This is a genomic window from Streptomyces sp. NPDC003011 (assembly GCF_053591515.1).
The window spans coordinates 57,617-72,452 of sequence record NZ_JBSFTY010000037.1 but is presented as its reverse complement, the minus strand read 5'-3'; the positions used below and the strand labels follow the sequence as shown (position 1 = coordinate 72,452).

Genomic DNA, 14,836 nt, shown 5'->3' with positions numbered 1-14,836 from the left:
CGGTCATGGAACAGGGCCCGGAACGTGATCCGGACGGGGTGACGGTCTTCCTCGGCGAATCGGCCGGGAATTCTCGGGTTCACGCGCGCGAGGCCGCGCTGCGCGGGGCAGCCGCTCTCCTGGGTGTCCCTCGGGCACGGGTCCGGATGGAGCATGAGCCGGGCGGACGGCCGCGGTTGGGTGGAGAGTTCGCGGATGCGCTGCACGTGAGCGTGAGTCATGGCCGTGGCGTTGTGGCGGTTGCCATGGCGCGGTCAGCGTGGGTCGGGGTGGATGTGGAGGTGTTGCGTCCGGTTCCGGCCGCCGGCCTCGCCCGCTACTGGTTCACGGCGGCCGAGGCGATCTGGGTGGCGGAGCGGCCGGAGGCCGAGCGCTCCGCGGCCTTCCTGTGGCTCTGGACGCAGAAGGAGGCTGTGGGGAAGGCGCTGGGCATCGGGCTGCGCGACGGTGGCACCCGCCGCGCCGTCCTGCCCTGCGGCAGCTGGGAGGAGCCCGCCGGCGACGGGCGCCGGCTGGTCGCCCTGCCCGGTACCCCGGAACTGTCGGTCGCCGTGCCGGCCGCCGCGCCCGGTGTTTCCCTGGCCGTCGCCGTCCGGGGAGCCCGCGCGGCGGGCACCGTGGTGGACATGCGGGACCTGGCCGGCCTCATGAGGTGACCACCGAGCCGGTCCCGCCGATCGGGACGACCGGGTCGACGTGTGCCTCGGTGTCCACGCCGTCCACGCCGAATCCCGCACACCGCAGCAGTTCCCGCCGGTAGGCGCCGGCGTCGCCCAGCTGTGCGAGGTTGCCGGTGGTGACGCGTTCCCAGCGTTGCCGGATCTCGTCCTGCACCTCAGGATCGAGCTCGCGGTCGTCCAGCCTCAGTCGGCCGTCCGCGTCGACCGTGTCCTCGGGAAGGACGTCGGTGAACAGACGGTGCAGCTGTTCGACCGGGCCCTCCATCCTGCCCTGGTCGCCCAGGACACGCGAGAGCAGCGTCCAGTACAGCGCAGTGATCGGGATGACGGAGCTGGACTGGGTGACGTGGGCGGAGGTGACGACCACCCGTACCGGCCTGAGCGGGGTGTCCAACCTCCGTGCCGTCGCCTCGAGGTGATCCTTGGCCGCCCCCAGCGTTCCGCCGCGGTAGGCGGGCCGCAGCCGGTCGCCGCCCTCGTAGGAGAACGCCAGGGACCCGGCGGCCGGGGCCAGTACGCCGCCTTCGTCCAGGGCGCGCCACCACAGTTCCCAGTCCTCGCCGCCCATGACGCCGACGGTGGCGGCGATCTCCTCGGGCGAGGCGGGTTCCAGTTCGGCCCGGCGGACCTCCCCGGTCACCAGGTCGAGCGTCTTGTCGGAGTGGCTCACGCCGACCGTCTTGATCACGGCGCGCAGGACGGCGCCGGTGTCCGGGTGGGTACGCCGCTTGGCGGCGATGCTGTGGACGACCAGGTCGACCTGGCCGAGCGTCTCTTTGACGGTCCGCACGGCGGCCCGCTTGGCCTCGTGGGTGAAGGCGTCGGCGAGCACGGTGCGGCAGACCGTACCGGAGCGCTCGGCCAGCGCGTGCGTCTCGGCCGTGGCGTACCACCCGGCGGAGCCGGGGCGTTGCTCGCTGCCGGGACGGGAGTGGCAGACACCGATCGTGGCGCTGCCCGAGGTGGTGGCGATGACCCGGGCCGCGAGGCCGAGGCCGGTGGAGGAACCGATCACCAGGGCCCGGGGTGGCACCGGGGCGTGGCCCAGCTCTTGGGCGGTCGCGGCCCATTGCCGCGTCCGTGCGCGTACGCCTTCGGGGTGCGCGAAGACGACCAGCGGGCCGTGGGTGACCTGACGGATGATCACGCCCCGACCCCGTTGGGCGCTGTGTGTTCCGAGGCGGCGGCGCGGGCCTGGGCGCGCAGCCGACCCGGGTCCCTGACCAGTTTGCCGGTCGCGGTGCGGGCGAGGGCGGGCACCACGTGCACGCCGCGCGGACGTTTGTACGCGGCCAGGCGGTCGGTCAGCTGTGTGGTGAGCCGGTCGGCGGCCCCGGTGTCCGCGGCCGGCTCGGCCAGCGAGACGTACGCCTCGATGCCGCGGTCGAACAGGACCACCGCGTCGGCGACGCCGGGCAGTCCGGCCAGCAGGGCCTCGACCTCGGCCAGGTCGACCTTCAGGCCCCCGACGGACACCTGAGCGTCCAGCCGTCCCAGGACCCGCAGCCGCCCGGTGCCGGGGTCGTGCTCCCCCGCGTCCTTGGTGCGCAGCCAGCCGTCCGACCAGCGCTCCGGGTCCACCAGGCCGACATAGGGTGAGGCGGGAAGCGACAGCTGGATCTCGCCGTCCACGACCCGGACGCCGACGCCCGGCGCCGGGGTGACCATGGGCAGGTTCTCGCCCGACACGTCGGTCGCGATGACACCGCACTCGGTCATGCCGTACATGGCGCCCAGCTGGGCGCCGAAACGGGTGGTGAACTTCTCGCGGACCTCGGGGTGTACGGGCTCGCCGCCGGTCACCATCCTGACCAGTTGCGGGAGTGGGGGCGGCTGGGCGACGTTGGACAGGATCTCGGCCTGGGACGGCACGCCCAGCACGGTCGTCGGTGCGCCGCCGTCCGCGATGGCGCTGAAGATGGAGTCGATCGTCAGCCGGGCGGGAATCACCACTTCGGCACCGATGCGCAGGCTGTGGAGCAGGCCGCCGACCAGGCCGAGGACGTGCAGGGGCGAGGCGAGCACGACCACCCGCTCACCGTGGCGCGGGAACCCTTCGATGAGGGTGTACCGCTCGATCTCCGCCGTCAGGTCGGCGGCGGTGCGCCCGATCATCTTCGAGGGGCCGGTCGAGCCGGAACTCAGCTGGATGAGGGCGTGTCCGGTGGGTGCCGGACGGCCCTCGGGACGCGGGCGTATCAGTGCCTCGACGTCGAAGAAACCACGCAGCGCGCCCTTGACCGGGGAAGCCGGCTCGACGACGAACCGGGATGCGAGCCGTTCGACGGCCTCACCGGCTTCGTACTCGGTGAACCGGTAGTCCAGGATGGCGACCTGCGCGCCGATCCGCCAGGCCGAGAGCAGCGTGGTCACGTAGGCCAGTGACGGTGGGAGCCGGAGGGCGAGGGAGTCGCCGGACCGTAGTCCCGCGGCCGTCAGCTCCTGCTCCCGGACGGTGACCAGGTCGCGGAGAGTGCCCCGGTCCACCGGCCGGCCGAGGCGCAGGCAGGCTTCGTGCGCGGGTCCGTCGAGCAGGAAGCGGTCCACCCATAAATCGGTGTCCGGCCCAGCCTCGATATGTCGCGGATTCACTTTGTTTCCCCCCGTTGTTCAGCCTCGCAGCGTGTGCTGGGACCGGCTGATGCTTCCTTCTTGTTGCTCTTTTCTTCTTGCCGTCGACCGTATTCAGCGGACGCTCGGGTACGGGGCAGTGCAGATGGAGAGTAGGGAGAGGCGAGAGCTTCTCGTTCACTCATCCGGCAGACGTGTGGGGATGTTCATCCGGCGTTGGCGTGAACGCCCCGGGTCCCCTGCCGCCGGTCACCAAGGCTCCTCCGACGCGGGAGAGGTCGCGGCAGCCGGACAGGGCCATGGCGTCGTCGAGTTCCTGTCGCAGCAACTGGAGCACGGCCGCCACGCCGTCGGCTCCGGAGTACGCGAGCCCCCACAGCGCGGGCCGTCCGATGAGGACGGCGTCCGCTCCCCGCGCGAGAGCCTTGAGTATGTCGGTGCCGCGGCGGACGGCTCCGTCGACCAGTACCGGGACGTGGCCGCCCACCGCCTGGGCGACCTCGGGCAGGGCGTCGATACTGGCGATGGCGCCGTCGAGCTGGCGCCCGCCGTGGTTGGAGACGATCACCGCTTCCATGCCGTGCTCGACCGCGAGGCGGGCGTCCTCCGCGGTGAGAATGCCCTTGAGGATGATCGGCAGCGGGCTGCGTTCCCGCAGCCACGCCAGGTCGGCCCAGGTGATCGAGGGGTCGAACTGCTCTCGGGAGTGCGCTTCGACGGCGGAGACGTCCATGCCCGGCCGATGGCTTGAGGCCATCACCGACGGATCGACATTGACCGCTCTGACGTGCGGCGGAAGGCTGAAACCACTGCGTACGTCCCTCAGTCGCCTGCCCACGCGCGGGGCGTCGACGGTCAGGACGAGCGCCCGGTATCCGCAGTCCCGTGCCCGTAGAGCGAGCTCGACGAGGATCTCACGGCGGCGCAGCCAGTACAGCTGGAGCCACAGCGGCCCTGTCGCAGCGGCCGCGATGTCCTCCAGGGTGCGGCTGGCGAACATGCTCACGATCATGAGCGCACCCGCCTCGCCGGCGGCACGCGCGGTGGCGACCTCGCCGTCGGTGTGCACCAGTCGGTGATAGGCGGTCGGGGCGATGCCGACCGGCATCGCGAGCGGGGAGCCCAGCAGTGCCGTGGTGACGTCACAGCTGGAAACGTCGACGAGGAACCGCGGCCGCAGTCTGATCCGGTCGAGCGCGTCCCGGTTCGCGCGGAGCGTCGACTCGGACCCGCTGCCGCCTTGCAGGAAGCCCCACACGTTGGCAGCGATGTTTCCGCGTGCGAGCGCTTCGTACTCCCCGACTGTCAGTGCTGTCATGGCTTCATGCACACGCGGTGCGCATGCTTCCCTTCACCTTGTCGGTGTGAACAATCCGGACTGGTGGCGCTCTGCAAGGGGGCTCTCGCGGCAACTTGAGATTATCCTACACACTCCGAACGACCGTTCGTGTATACAAATGATTCGGTGCTTTTCGCTCCACCCGGGACGCACTGGGCGCCCCGGCGGCGAATGCCCTAATCAGATGGCCAATTCAGGGCTACGGCCCGTTCGGCGAGCATCATCACCGGGAGGTTCGTGGTGGCTCGCACTGTGACTGGCATCACGGATGCGTCGATAATCAAGAGGCCCTGAATGCCCAGGACTTGACAGCGATGGTCCACCACGGACGACGTGACGCCCGCAGGTCCCATCCGGCAGGTTCCGAGCGGATGGTGGTACACGGCGGGCGACGTGCGCACCGCGGCCTCGATCGCCGCGGCATCGTCGGCCGCGACGGCCGGGCCCGGCCGCAGCTCCGTCTCCAGCAGATCGCTGAGCGGCTGCTGGGCGGCGATGTGCCGGGCGGCCCGTACGCCCTGGGCCAGGGCCCGGACGTCGCGCGGGTCGTCGAGCAGACCGAGGTCGATCAGCGGTGCGTCCCCGGGTTTCGCGGAGCGCAGGCGCACCGACCCGCGCGAGTGGGGGTGCACCAGGCCGACCGACATCATGAAGTCCAGCCCGGTGGGATGTTCCTCCGTGCTACGGGTGGGCAGCGCGGACCTGGCCTGGATGTGCAGGTCGACGTCGGCGAGGCCGGGATCGCTCTTGAGCGTGAGCGTGGTGGTGAGCGACGTGAGGTTGCTGGTGTCGTGCGCCTTGGCGGCGAACAGCGTGTAGGAGGCGGGGTGTTCGGTCAGCCCGGTGCCGACCCCCGGCAGATCGGCGAGCACCTCGATGCCGACCTCCCGCAGGTGGTCCGCAGGCCCGAGGCCCGAACGCATCAGAACGGCCGGGCTGTTGTAGGCGCCCGCGCTCAGCACGACCTGGCGGCCGCTGACGGTCTCGCCCGTCGCGAGCCGGACACCGGTGACCCGCCCGGCCTCCATGAGGACCACGTCGACCTCCTCGCCGGCGCGCACCGTGAGGTTCGGCCGCCCGGCCGGCTCTTCCAGGTAGGCGAGCGCGGCGTTCTGCCGGCGGCCGTCCTTCTGGTTGAGCGGCGAGATGCCCGCCCCCACGGCGGCCGGGTCGTTGAGGTCGGGGACGAGCTCGTGGCCGGCGGCCCGGCATGCCTCCAGGAAGGCGGCCTGCGACAGCGACAGGTCGGCGTGCTCGTGCCGGCGTACCGCCACCGGGCCCGTCCTGCCGTGCACCTGGTCGTCCCCTTCCGGGGTGTTCTCCAGTTTCCGGTAGAACGGCAGCACGTCCTCCCAGGACCAGCCGGGCAGGCCGAGCGCGGACCAGGCCTCGTGGTCCGCGGGGCGGCTGCGGAACGCCATGCAGTAATTGATGGCGGAGGAACCACCGACGAGCCGCCCGCGGGGCGTCTTGACCGGCGCGCCGTTCCCGCCGGGCTCGCTCTCGTAGCCCCAGTCGTCGCCCTGCGGCATGGCGGACGCGTCGAGCACGTCCGTCGGCCAGGTCCCGTCGGCCAGGTGGTCGGGACCCGCCTCGATCAGGGCCACCTTCCGGTCGGGGTTCTCACTGAGCCGGGCGGCCACTACGCTGCCCGCCGATCCCGCACCCACCACGATGACATCGAACTCCACTGCGACTCCTTCGTCCTGCGTCGAACCGGCCGGCCACGGGTTGCGCGAACAGTCATGCCTGGGGGCGGTGAGGCCGCAGGGGGAGGACATCGAGCCCCCGGATCAGGGTGCTGAACCTCCACCGCAGCTCGTTCAGATCGCCGGCCGGGGCGAGGTCGGGGAAGCGGGTCAGTAGCCGCTCGAAGGCGATCTCGCCCTCGAGCCGGGCCAGCGGCGCCCCGACGCAGTAGTGGATGCCGTGCCCGAAGCCGACATGCCCGCCCACGGGACGTGTCACGTCCAGCCGGTCGGGGTCGGTGAACCGCGCGCCGTCCCGGTTCGCCGAGGTGAGGACGGCCAGCACGAACTCCCCGGCGGGTATCAGCGTGCCGCCCACCTCCACCGGCTCGGTGCTGTGCCGCATCATCGCGGTGTTGCCGGGCCCGTCGTAGCGCAGGAACTCCTCGACCGCGCCCGGGTACAGCTTGGGGTCGGCCCGCAGCGCGGCGAGTTGGTCCGGGTTGCGCAGCAGCGCGAGCATCCCGTTGCCGATCAGGTTGACGGTCGTCTCGTGCCCCGCCACAAGAGTGAGGAAGGCCATCGAGACCAGCTCCGACTCGGAGAGCATGCCCTTCTCGTCCTTGGCCTGTACCAGCATGGTGAGCATGTCGTCGGCCGGCTCGGTCCGCTTCTGACCCAGCAGCCACAACAGGTAGTTCGTCAGAGAGGCGGCGTCATCGGTGGACTGGCTCGCGCCCTCGTCGGACGCCAGGCCGATCGTCGCGCTGTCCGTCACCAAGGAGTACGACCAGCGCTGGAAGTCGGCGCGGTCGGCCTCCGGGACTCCGAGCAGCTCGCAGATCACGGCGAGCGGGAGCGGGAAGGCGTAGTCGTTGATGAGCTCGAACTCGTCCCGCCCGGCGAGCCGGTCGAGCAGGTCGTCCGCGGTCTTCACGATCCCGGGCCGCAACTTCTCCACCTGCCGGTTCGTGAAGGCCCCGGCGATCAGCTTGCGCAGCCTGGTGTGGTCCGGCGGGTCGGTGTTGAGCATGTGCTCGCCCAGCATCCTGCCGAAGGCCTGCTTGGAGGCGGGGTTCGGCGCGTGGGTGTCCAGCAGCCGCCTGGCCTCGTGCACGTCCTTGCTCAGGAGGGGATTGCTCATCACCTCACGGACGTCGGCATGCCGGGTGACGATCCAGACCTTCATGCCGGTGGGCAGCAGCGCCTGCTGGACGGGTTGCTCCTCCCGCATCCGCGCGTACACCGGATGCGGGTCCTGCATGACGTCGATGTTGAACTCGAAGAGGTCTCCGTCACCGGGTATGGCGGTCGCACTCATGTCGGTCTTCCTTTGCTTTAGGTTCCGGTGGTTCCGGTGGTTCCGGTGGTTCAGCGGGACTGTGCGTCGACCTGGGGCCGGCTCTGTACGTACCTGCGACCGAGCGGCTGGCTCACGTGCGGCAGCCCGACGGCGGCCAGCACGATGACCAGGCCAGAGCCGACCGCGCCGAGCACGAAGGCGGTGGTGTACGCCGACTCCCCCGGCAGCCCGAATGTACTGCACGAACGGTCGTGCTGTTTATGATTTACCGGTTCACCTCCTGCCGAGCCGACGCCGACCGTACGGCCCCCGGTGATCGGCGACGCGCTGGCGACGAACTCGCGAGGGTATTCTGAAGCCGCCCTTGACAAGGCGGGGCACATACTCATAGGTCGGCAGCAGCAGGCCGCGAGTGCTGACAGATCCGAACGTCCCGCCCCTGACGCCACGCTCGACGGGCCGAGTGCTCGTAAGCGTCCGATGAAGCAACGGTGAACCGTGACTGACCAATCCACCGACGGGCGCGTTCGTCGAGGTAACGCCACCCGACGGATCATCCTGGCCCGCGCGGTGGACATCGCCTCCGTCGAGGGGCTCGAGGGTCTGTCGCTGGGCAGGATCGCCACCGATCTGAGTCTGAGCAAGAGCGGCGTCTTCGCTCTTTTCGGGTCCAAGGAGGAACTGCAGCTCGCGACGATCCACGCCGCGCAGGAGATCTACGCCGAGCACGTCATCACGCCGGCGATGAAGCTGCCGCCCGGGGTCGGCCAGGTGTGGGGGCTGTGCGAGAACTGGCTGCGGTACTCCGAGAACCGTGTCTTCAGGGGCGGCTGTTTCTTCTACGGAGTGTCCGCCGAGTTCGACGCGCGGCCCGGCCGGGTCCGCGAGGAACTCGCCGGCGCCGGGCGGGGGTGGCTGCGCATCGTCACCTCGACCATCGAGTCCGCACGCGCGGTCGGGAGCATCCGCGCGGACACCGACTCCGCCCAACTCGCCTTCGAGATATCGGCGTTCCTGGAGTCTGCCAACGCCATCTCGCTGCTGCACGAGGACGAGGGGATCTACCGCCGCGCCGGCGTGGCCATCCTGCGCCTGCTCCGGGCCGAGGCCACCGACCCGGCCGGACTGCCCGACTGGCGTTGATGGACAGGACGCGGAAGCGCTCCTTATAGTCAGGCGGCAGTTGGCGGGTGAGGGGGCTCACCGCGGAGTCGCCGGACGCACATCGCAGGAGACATCCTGTGCGGCCGGGTCGTCGTGACGCCACAAGGAGACCCGCATGCCTCTTGACCCGCAGGTGCAGGCCCTGCGCACCCGAATGATGGGCGAAGACGCACGTCCTCTGTACGCCCAGTCGGTCGACGAGGCCCGCAAGGCCGACCTGGACGCCATCAGGGCCGCGGGCGGCCAGCCCGAGCCGGTGGCCCGCGTCCACGAGCTCCGTATCCCGGGCTTCCCCGAGACCGAGACCGATGGCGACAGCGAGATCGAGCTGCGCGTCTACCGGCCGGAAGGCCCGGGGCCCTTTCCCGTCCTGGTCTACTTCTTCGGCGGCGGCTGGACCCTGGGGAGCCTGGACACCTCGGACGGTGTCTGCCGCACCCTCACCAACGCCGTCCCCTGCGTCACCGTGTCCGTCGGCTACCGGCTCGCGCCCGAGCACAAGTTCCCCACAGCCGTGGAGGATTGCCATGCGGCCGTGCGCTGGGTCGCCGAGCACGGAACGCAACTCGGCGCCGACTCCTCCCGGCTGGCCGTCGGCGGCGACAGCGCGGGCGGCAACCTCGCGGCGGCGGTCACCCTGCTGCTGCGGGACCGGGGCGGCCCGGCGCCTTCCGGCCAGCTCCTCGTGTATCCGAACACCGACTACGGCTCCGACACACCGTCCATGCGCGAGAACACCGACCCGGTCTTCTTCAACGAGAAGTCGGTGGACTGGTACTGGCGGAACTATCTCGCCTCGCCCCAGGACGGCACGAACCCGCTCGCCTCTCCCCTGCGTGCCGAGAGCCTCGCCGGGCTGCCGCCCGCCCTGGTCGTCACGGCCGAGTTCGACCCGCTGCGTGACCAGGGTGAGCAGTACGCGGCCCGGCTGGAGGAAGCCGGCGTCCCGGTGCGGCTGTCCCGCTACCCGGGCATGATCCACGGATTCTTCACCATGAGCGGCACCCTGGACGCCAGCAGGCAGGCCCTCGCCCAGGCGGCCGCGTACCTGCGCACGATCTTCGATGAGGGATGACGCGATGAATCGGCGGACCCCGCCGGCCGTTGTCCTCGCCCGCGACGCGCTCCACGCCTCACTGAGCGACCCCCTGCTGGAAGCGATGAACTTCCTCAACGAGGTGACCAGCCGCTACCCCACCGCGATCTCCTTCGCACCCGGCAGGCCGTACGAAGGGGACTTCGAGCCGGAGTCCATCACCGACCACCTCGCCACCTTCACCGCCCATCTCCGAGATGACCTGGGCATGACCAGCGAGCAGGTGCGCACCACTCTCTTCCAGTACGGCCGGACAAAGGGCTTCATCCATGAGCTGATCGCGCGGACCGTCGAGAACGACGAAGCCATCCGCGTGGACCCCGAGGCGGTCGTCGTCACGGTCGGCTGCCAGGAGGCCATGCTGCTCGTGCTGCGCGCGCTGTTCGCCTCGCCCGAGGACGTCCTCCTCGTGAGTTCGCCGTGCTACGTCGGGGTGACCGGCATCGCCCGGTTGCTCGGTATCGAGGTGGCCCCGGTTCCCGAGGGCCCCGACGGCATCACCGCGGAAGCGGTCGGCGCGGCGGCCCGTGCGCTGCGCGCGGCGGGCAGGCGCCCGCGCGCCCTCTACGTGGTCCCGGACTTCGCCAATCCCTCGGGCCTCAGCATGACGGTGGACGCGCGGGAAGAGCTCCTGGAGATCGCGCTCCAGGAGGACGTGCTGGTCCTTGAGGACAATCCGTACGGCTTCTTCATCCGTGACGGAGAGCCACGGCCGACCCTCAAGTCGCTCGACCGCGGCCGGCGCGTCGTCTACTTCGGGTCGTTCGCCAAGACCGTCTTCCCCGGCGCCCGGGTCGGCTACGTCCTGGCCGACCAGGAGGTCGAAGGAAGCGACGGCCGGCGCACCCTGCTCGCCGACGAGCTTTCGAAGATCAAGAGCATGACGACGGTCAACACCCCCGCACTCACCCAGGCAGTGATCGGCGGCATGCTCCTCCAGCACGACTGCCGCCTGCGCGACGCGAACAAGGGCAACATCACCCACTACCGCGAGAACCTCCAGACCCTGCTGGACGAGCTGGACCGGCAGCTCCCGGTGCACCGCCGCGGCGGACTCGGCATCGACTGGAACGTGCCGGACGGGGGCTTCTTCCTCGTCATGACCGTCCCCTTCACCGCGGACGACAGCGCGCTGGAACGCTCCGCGCAGGACTATCAGGTGCTCTGGACCCCCATGAGCTACTTCCACCTCGGCACAGGCGGGACCCGGCAGCTCCGGCTGTCCTGCAGCGCCCTGGACCCGGAGCGGATCCGCGAGGGCGTCACCCGGCTGGTGGCCTTCCTGCTCGGCGCGGCGGCCGGCCGGCCGCCGGCAGACCGGTCCAGCCAGGGATCCTGACGGTCCCCCGGACCAGCGCGCGATGGCTTGGCCGCGGGGCGTGCGAGACGCTGTACCGCGCCACGCCCCACCCCGGGACCATGCTGGAGTGGCTCGACCGGGCGCCCACAGGTTCGAAGGCGGGGAGGGACCGGGAGGGACGCCCGGCCGCTGATGTCCGGCATCAGCGGCCGGCTCAGCCGGTCGGTCCGGGCTGTGGGGGGACGAGAGCGGATCGTGTGCCGCGCGGGATCCCCGCCCGTCCGAGGCCCGTCCGCCGGCCTGCGCGGCAAAGTGACTGTCCCAAAGCCCGGTAGAAGCGGTCCGGAAGGAACACGGCGTCCGCGACGATCATCGCGCCGGAGAAGAGCGGCAGGCCCATGAGTCCGGCGATCCCCCCGTGCATGATCAGCAGCATGACCAGAACGGGGTACTTGAGGCGCCCGAACAGGACGAACGGGAAGGCGACCTGCAAGAGCACGGTGAGGTAGCAGGCAAGGGCGATGGCGAGGTCGTGCTCGTCCGCGAGGGCGGAGAGTTCGGGCCAGGGCCGGAACAGGTCGAGGTTCAGGACGTAGTGGAGCGCGGTGCCGTTGCCCCAGGTGCCGCCCTGCACCTTGAAGAGACCCGCGGAACCGTAGAGGAAGCAGACCTGGACCGCGATGACGAGCATGGCGCAGTTGTGCAGCGCCGTCGTCAGCGTGCGGCGCGCGGCGCCGAGCTGGTGGCCGATGCCGGCCGCGCGGCCGCCCGTCGGGCCGGCTCCCGCTGTGTCCACGGGGACTCGCAGCCGGGCCCTGCGCGCGTCGAGCGACCAGCGGCGACCGCACGCGGTGAAGACGAGGTAGACGGCCATGAGGAGGATGAGGTTGTCTCCTCCGTCGGTCATGAAGATCGCCCGGGCGTGGAAGGAGGCCACCACCACCGCGAACAGCACCGACACCGCCCTGGTCCGCCAGCCCAACAGGAACAGGGCGGCTGTGATGAGCGCTGCCGCGTAGCAGGCCTCGAAGTAGGCCCTGCTGTCGGACAGGGCCAGGATGCTGACCCACCCGGTCTGGTCGTAGAGCTGTTCGGCCAGCGCCGGCGTCCACGGTGAACCGGGACCCCAGATCTGATCGCGGTGCGGAAACTCGCGCAGCAGGAAGACGAGGTAGAGCAGCCCGTACCCGATGCGCAGAACCGCCGCGGCGTACAGGGAGACCGGCCGGCCGGTGAGGAGGGCGGACAGTCCGCCGACGACGCGGTCGGATACGCGGCGCGGTGGAGGTGGTTCCACGTTCCCGGCGGGACGCGGAGTGGCAGCGGACGCCTGCTCAGTTTCCATGGGGGGTCACCTTCCACCAGGGCAGATACCGCGTGTCGGTGGGCTTCTGCGCGTTCCCGGCCGGGCTCGCGGCGCCCGCAGCACGCGGCGGGGCGACGGGCACGGTGATCACACGGAGCTGAAGGGACTCGAAAGCGCCACCGCGGTGGGCGGCCACGCGGTCCGCGGCGATGTTCCGCAGGTACTGCCGCATCATCAGAGCCCGCTCGGTGCGGGAGCGGTCGTCTGCGCCGTGCAGTTCCAGGTAGGAACTCCATGCCCTGCGCAGCATGTTCTGCGTCGTGTGGCTCGGGAAGGCGTTGTGCGTCACGGCGGCGTTGTCGACGGCGGTGAGGTCGAACCAGTCGCTCACCCGCACCGTGCCGTCCGGTGCGGTGTGCATGGTCCGCGCCGAGATCTGGCGGTTCACCGTCTCCGGATCCGGGGCGAACAGCCGCCAGTTCTGCTCGAAGAGGGGAAAGATCCAGGCATTCACCTGGCGGGCGTACTGCTGGGATACCGGGTTCGCTGGTGCCACGTGCAGAAAGACCATCAGCACATGGGCCAGGGCCGTCACCAGAAACAGGAGGACGGTGACTGTCACGCCGGCTCTCAGAGGAACAGGTGACCGGCCCGGAGTTCCGTGGGGAGGGGAATTCCTCCCGTCATCGCTTTGGCCCGCAGGATCAGTATCGTTTTCCGGCTTCCGCATTTCTGGTGTCGCAATGCCGCTCAGCACGGCCCCCACCCGGCCTCTCATACCGACTCCTTTCCCACAGCGGCGCGCGGTGGACCGTGACAACGATCCGCCGCGCGCCGCCCGTCTCTCCGGGGGCTGTGCAGCCGTGTTCCGGAGAGGCGCATTCCATGTATCAGCCAGGACGTGTCCGCGACATCCGGATCCGGGGACTCACGTCCCACGCCGTCATGACTGTGGTGCCGCGCAGCCTGTCAGCGGAGGTTGTCGTGACCGGCGCTGTGGCCGTCGCTGTGGCCGGCGCTGTGGCCGTCGTGCTCGCCGGGATTGTCGTCGTGCCCCGGCTGCTGGCCGGACTTCCCGGGCTTGTCGTTGTGCTCCGGCTGGTCGTTGTGCCCCGGCTGGTCGTCGGGCTTTCCGTAGCCGTCATGGTGTCCCGGCTTACCCGGCTTTCCGGGCTTTCCGGGCTTGTGTCCCCCGCCATCGTGGCCGTTGCCACCGGTCGCGCCGCCGTGGCCGTTGCCGCCGGTCGCGCCGCCGTGGCCGTTGCCGCCGGTCGCGCCGCCGTGGCCGCCGCCCGTGGTGCCCGCGACTGCACCGCCCGGAGCGCCACCGCTGGTGGCCCCCGTGCTTCCGCCGGTCGCGCCACCGGTCACGACACCGCCCAGTACACCGCCCAGCACACCGCCGAGGGCGCCGCCCGGGGCACCGCCCGTGGTGCCACCGGTCGTCGGGCCGCCGAGCACACCGCCGAGCACACCGCCCACGGCTCCGCCGCCCGTGGTGCCGGCGGTGGTCCCGCCCGTCACGGCACCGCCGAGCACGCCGCCCAGGACGCCACCGGTGGTTCCACCGGTGCTGCCGGTCTCACACGTGCCGAGGTCGATGTCGTTGGTGTCCAGCGTCACCGCGCCGTTCTGGGCCAGCGCCCGGCCGTCGATGTCCGCGCCCGTGGTGACGGTGATCGATTCGCTGGCCATGATGGTGCCCACGAAGTCGGAGTCGGTGCCGAGCGTCGCCGAGCTTCCGATCTGCCAGTACACGTTGCACGGCGAGGCGCCGTTGATGAGGGACACCTGACTGGCGGACGCCGTCGTCAGGGTCGAACCGACCTGGAAGACCCAGACGGCGTTCGGGTCGCCCTGGGCGTCGAGGGTGAGCGTGCCGGTGATACCCGCGCTGACCGGTACCCGGTAGACGTCGGGCGTCAGCGTCTGGCCGCCGAGCTCCACCGGATCTCCGACGTACGTGACGCCCGGCGGCTGTCCGGCGGCCTGGTTGTAAGCGGTCACCAGGTCCGCCTTCGCCTGGGTGGCCACAGCGTCGGCGGCGTGCTGTGTCCCGTTCACGATGCCGGGCGGGAAACCGGTGATGGCGGTGCCGGGGCTGACCCCGACATCTCCGTCGATGACGGAGGGACCGGTGTTGGTGACCGTGGAACCTGCCAGCACGGCGAAACTGCTCGCCGTTCCCAGCGGTACGGGGATCGCGACAGCACTCGCGCGGTTCGGCGTCACCACGACGACGACTGCGGCGACCACGACGGCGAGTACCGCCGCGATCCAGACCGAGATGGCGCGTCTTTGAGGCGCATCGGGAAGATTCAAGGTCATCTGGATGCCAACTCCTTGTGGGATACGCGAAGAGCGGTCCTCACACCGCGGAATCGCCGTT

At 70.6% G+C, this 14,836-nt stretch carries 12 protein-coding genes; 4 read left to right on the top strand and 8 right to left on the bottom strand.

What is annotated here, in order from left to right; translation table 11 throughout:
• Positions 1-5 precede the first annotated feature (5 nt).
• Positions 6-656, top strand: a complete 651-nt coding sequence (locus tag ACWD0J_RS20300) for a 4'-phosphopantetheinyl transferase family protein (RefSeq protein WP_451497193.1) — start codon at positions 6-8, stop codon at positions 654-656.
• Here the strand turns inward: ACWD0J_RS20300 and ACWD0J_RS20295 are convergent.
• From ACWD0J_RS20295 to ACWD0J_RS20275, 5 genes are all read right to left on the bottom strand, one after another.
• On the bottom strand, positions 646-1,827 hold the full coding sequence (locus ACWD0J_RS20295) for a bifunctional NADH-specific enoyl-ACP reductase/trans-2-enoyl-CoA reductase (protein WP_451497192.1): 1,182 nt from the start codon (positions 1,825-1,827) through the stop codon (positions 646-648). The two genes, ACWD0J_RS20300 and ACWD0J_RS20295, sit on opposite strands and share 11 nt — an antisense overlap.
• Positions 1,824-3,272, bottom strand: a complete 1,449-nt coding sequence (locus tag ACWD0J_RS20290) for a class I adenylate-forming enzyme family protein (protein ID WP_451497191.1) — start codon at positions 3,270-3,272, stop codon at positions 1,824-1,826. Before ACWD0J_RS20290 ends, ACWD0J_RS20295 begins: the two co-directional genes overlap by 4 nt.
• Positions 3,273-3,432: 160 nt before the next feature.
• Entirely contained in the window at positions 3,433-4,569 is a 1,137-nt protein-coding gene (locus ACWD0J_RS20285) for an alpha-hydroxy acid oxidase (RefSeq protein ID WP_451497190.1), read from the bottom strand.
• Between the two features lie 197 nt (positions 4,570-4,766).
• Complete coding sequence (locus ACWD0J_RS20280) at positions 4,767-6,281, bottom strand: GMC family oxidoreductase (protein ID WP_451497189.1); 1,515 nt, start codon at positions 6,279-6,281, stop codon at positions 4,767-4,769.
• 52 nt (positions 6,282-6,333) lie between these two features.
• Positions 6,334-7,599 (bottom strand): cytochrome P450 family protein, encoded by a 1,266-nt coding sequence (locus ACWD0J_RS20275; RefSeq protein WP_451497188.1) that lies wholly within the window; start codon positions 7,597-7,599, stop codon positions 6,334-6,336.
• 480 nt (positions 7,600-8,079) lie between these two features.
• On the opposite strand from ACWD0J_RS20275, the gene ACWD0J_RS20270 reads away from it, so the two are divergent.
• From ACWD0J_RS20270 to ACWD0J_RS20260, 3 genes are all read left to right on the top strand, one after another.
• On the top strand, positions 8,080-8,724 hold the full coding sequence (locus ACWD0J_RS20270) for a TetR/AcrR family transcriptional regulator (protein WP_451497187.1): 645 nt from the start codon (positions 8,080-8,082) through the stop codon (positions 8,722-8,724).
• 136 nt (positions 8,725-8,860) lie between these two features.
• Complete coding sequence (locus tag ACWD0J_RS20265) at positions 8,861-9,820, top strand: alpha/beta hydrolase (protein WP_451497186.1); 960 nt, start codon at positions 8,861-8,863, stop codon at positions 9,818-9,820.
• Between the two features lie 4 nt (positions 9,821-9,824).
• The gene (locus tag ACWD0J_RS20260) at positions 9,825-11,180 is read left to right on the top strand and encodes an aminotransferase-like domain-containing protein (RefSeq protein WP_451497185.1); all 1,356 of its coding nucleotides are present in this window, start codon (positions 9,825-9,827) and stop codon (positions 11,178-11,180) included.
• 175 nt (positions 11,181-11,355) lie between these two features.
• Here the strand turns inward: ACWD0J_RS20260 and ACWD0J_RS20255 are convergent, their stop codons facing one another.
• The 3 genes from ACWD0J_RS20255 to ACWD0J_RS20245 form a co-directional block, all read right to left on the bottom strand.
• Positions 11,356-12,486: an HTTM domain-containing protein gene (locus ACWD0J_RS20255; RefSeq protein WP_451497184.1), complete on the bottom strand. Its 1,131-nt coding sequence runs from the start codon at positions 12,484-12,486 to the stop codon at positions 11,356-11,358.
• Positions 12,476-13,069 (bottom strand): DUF5819 family protein, encoded by a 594-nt coding sequence (locus tag ACWD0J_RS20250; RefSeq protein WP_451497183.1) that lies wholly within the window; start codon positions 13,067-13,069, stop codon positions 12,476-12,478. Before ACWD0J_RS20250 ends, ACWD0J_RS20255 begins: the two co-directional genes overlap by 11 nt.
• Before the next feature lie 347 nt (positions 13,070-13,416).
• Complete coding sequence (locus ACWD0J_RS20245; protein WP_451497182.1) at positions 13,417-14,775, bottom strand: ice-binding family protein; 1,359 nt, start codon at positions 14,773-14,775, stop codon at positions 13,417-13,419.
• Positions 14,776-14,836 lie beyond the last annotated feature (61 nt).

Coding starts and splice junctions, on each gene's coding strand:
- ACWD0J_RS20300 (WP_451497193.1), top strand. CDS start 6: ATGGAACAGGGCCCGGAACGTGATCCGGACGGGGTGACGGTCTTCCTC.
- ACWD0J_RS20265 (WP_451497186.1), top strand. CDS start 8,861: ATGCCTCTTGACCCGCAGGTGCAGGCCCTGCGCACCCGAATGATGGGC.
- ACWD0J_RS20285 (WP_451497190.1), bottom strand. CDS start 4,569: ATGACAGCACTGACAGTCGGGGAGTACGAAGCGCTCGCACGCGGAAAC.
- ACWD0J_RS20260 (WP_451497185.1), top strand. CDS start 9,825: ATGAATCGGCGGACCCCGCCGGCCGTTGTCCTCGCCCGCGACGCGCTC.
- ACWD0J_RS20245 (WP_451497182.1), bottom strand. CDS start 14,775: ATGACCTTGAATCTTCCCGATGCGCCTCAAAGACGCGCCATCTCGGTC.
- ACWD0J_RS20255 (WP_451497184.1), bottom strand. CDS start 12,486: ATGGAAACTGAGCAGGCGTCCGCTGCCACTCCGCGTCCCGCCGGGAAC.
- ACWD0J_RS20275 (WP_451497188.1), bottom strand. CDS start 7,599: ATGAGTGCGACCGCCATACCCGGTGACGGAGACCTCTTCGAGTTCAAC.